Genomic DNA, 2,224 nt, shown 5'->3' with positions numbered 1-2,224 from the left:
TCCTTGTCCCAGGCATGCGTCTGGAAATCGGCGAGCAGCGTGTCGAACTGGGCTTGTGAAATTGCCTTGTTGTTGTCCCACCAGACATGCGGTTCGGTGTCACTGTTGCGGACGACAAACTTGTCCTTGGGCGAGCGGCCGGTATGCTGGCCTGTCTCGGCGACCAACGCGCCATGTGCGGTCAAGCGGGCCTCGCCGCGCCGGATCGAGTCCTCATAAAGAGCAGCCGCACCGAAATTATAGCGCACCACGCCGGTGGTTTTCAGGCCGATATGATCGATCGCGCAGGCGGAATTGCGTTTGCCGACTTCCGACATCGAGTGTCCCTCTTGGATTTGCCGCATCTTTGCCGGCACCTTCCCGGCACGCCCACTACGCGGGCTGAGATGGTCAGAACCAGAAAAGTCAAATGATATCAAATCATTAATCGATTTAAATATTTTGAAAGTTGTTTAAATCGTTTATATGTGCAAAAAGTTTCGCGGTTGCCCAAAGGATTGGCGATGTACGTTCGTCCAATCCATGTCGAGGTAGGATTGTGGCCGCCGGCATGCCGCGCGTGACAGCGGACAAGGCCTATGCCACATTTTGTACCTAATTTGTCCTGCAAAAGCCCCTTCTCTACGACAGAAGGGACAGCTCATGAGGGAGCCGCTTGAAATGGCAACAATCGCGCTTGTCGATGACGACCGCAACATTCTGACATCGGTGTCGATCGCCCTGGAATCCGAGGGGTATCGCGTCGAGACCTACACGGATGGTGCGTCGGCGCTGGAAGGCCTGGCGGCACGCCCGCCGAACCTTGCCATTCTCGACATCAAGATGCCGCGCATGGACGGCATGGAACTGCTGCGCCGGATGCGCCAGAAGTCCGACCTGCCGGTGATCTTCCTGACCTCCAAGGACGACGAGATCGACGAATTGTTCGGTCTCAAGATGGGCGCCGACGATTTCATCCGCAAACCCTTCTCACAGCGCCTGCTGGTCGAGCGCGTGCGCGCCGTGCTGCGCCGCGCCAGTGCCCGCGAGGCTGCAGCCAAGACGCCAAGCCAGCAGGCCCGCTCTCTCGAGCGCGGCCAGCTCGTCATGGACCAGGAGCGCCACACCTGCACCTGGAAAGGCGAGCCGGTGACGCTCACCGTCACCGAGTTCCTGATCCTGCATTCGCTGGCGCAGCGTCCCGGTGTCGTAAAAAGCCGTGATGCGCTGATGGATTCGGCTTATGATGAACAGGTCTATGTCGACGACCGCACCATCGACAGCCACATCAAGCGGCTGCGCAAGAAGTTCAAGGCCGTCGACGACGACTTCGAGATGATCGAAACCCTTTACGGAGTCGGATACCGGTTCCGCGAAGCATAAGTAGCAGGGCCTGCTATTCGATGGCAGTGGAAGCACAGCGAACAAGACCGGCGGGCGCCTCCAGGCGGCCGTCGCGGATCATGCCGTCCTTCGTCTCGAAGATCACGGTGCCGATGCGCCGCTTCCTTGGCCATCACATCTTTTCCAGCCTGACGCGGCGTATCCTGTTCCTCAACCTTGCCGGCCTCGCCGTGCTGGTGACCGGCATCCTCTATCTCAACACCTTCCGCGACGGGCTGATCGACGCCCGCGTCGAAAGCCTGATGACCCAGGGCGAGATCATCGCCGGCGCCATCGCCGCTTCGGCGACGGTCGAGACGGATTCGATCAGCATCGACCCGGAAAAGCTGCTTGAACTGCAGGCCGGCGAAAGCCTTGGGCCGGGCTCGGACCAGCTCGACAATCTCGACTTTCCGATCAACCCGGAGCGTGTCGCACCGGTGCTTAGAAGGCTGATCTCGCCGACCAGGACCCGCGCCCGCATCTATGACCGCGACGCCAATCTGCTGCTCGATTCGCGCCACCTCTATTCGCGTGGCCAGATCCTGCGCTACGACCTGCCGCCGGTCGAGGAAGAAGAGCCCGATCTGGTCGAGCGCATCCAGAAATTCGTCTTCGACTTCTTCCGCAACACCGAGCTGCCGGTCTATCACGAGCAGCCGGGCGGCAATGGCGCCGCTTTCCCGGAAGTGGTCAAGGCGCTCACCGGCAGCCCTTCGACCATCGTGCGCGTCAGCGAGCAGGGCGAGCAGATCGTTTCGGTGGCGGTGCCGATCCAGCGCTTTCGTGCCGTCCTGGGCGTGCTGATGCTGTCGACCGAAGGCGGCGACATCGACAAGATCGTCGCCGCCGAGCGCAAGGC

At 60.7% G+C, this 2,224-nt stretch carries 3 protein-coding genes; 2 read left to right on the top strand and 1 reads right to left on the bottom strand.

What is annotated here, in order from left to right; all coding sequences use genetic code 11:
- Positions 1-317: phosphoenolpyruvate carboxykinase (ATP) (locus ENZ74_RS29790; RefSeq protein WP_127313213.1), on the bottom strand; the 317-nt coding region annotated here is incomplete at its 3' end.
- A gap of 343 nt (positions 318-660) precedes the next feature.
- Here ENZ74_RS29790 and ENZ74_RS29785 point away from each other — a divergent pair.
- A complete protein-coding gene (locus tag ENZ74_RS29785; protein WP_013528337.1) occupies positions 661-1,362 on the top strand; it encodes a response regulator transcription factor in 702 nt (233 codons plus the stop codon).
- Between the two features lie 20 nt (positions 1,363-1,382).
- A partial coding sequence (locus tag ENZ74_RS29780) for a stimulus-sensing domain-containing protein (protein WP_206522355.1) occupies positions 1,383-2,224 on the top strand: 842 nt, incomplete at its 3' end.

The organism is Mesorhizobium sp. M7A.F.Ca.CA.002.15.2.1 (assembly GCF_003998715.1).
GTDB classification, from domain to species: Bacteria; Pseudomonadota; Alphaproteobacteria; order Rhizobiales; family Rhizobiaceae; genus Mesorhizobium; species Mesorhizobium ciceri.
This window is presented reverse-complemented; position numbering and strand designations above follow the sequence as displayed.

Bases quoted from the DNA above. Each gene is read 5' to 3' on its own strand.
- ENZ74_RS29785 (WP_013528337.1), top strand. From the start codon at position 661: ATGGCAACAATCGCGCTTGTCGATGACGACCGCAACATTCTGACATCG.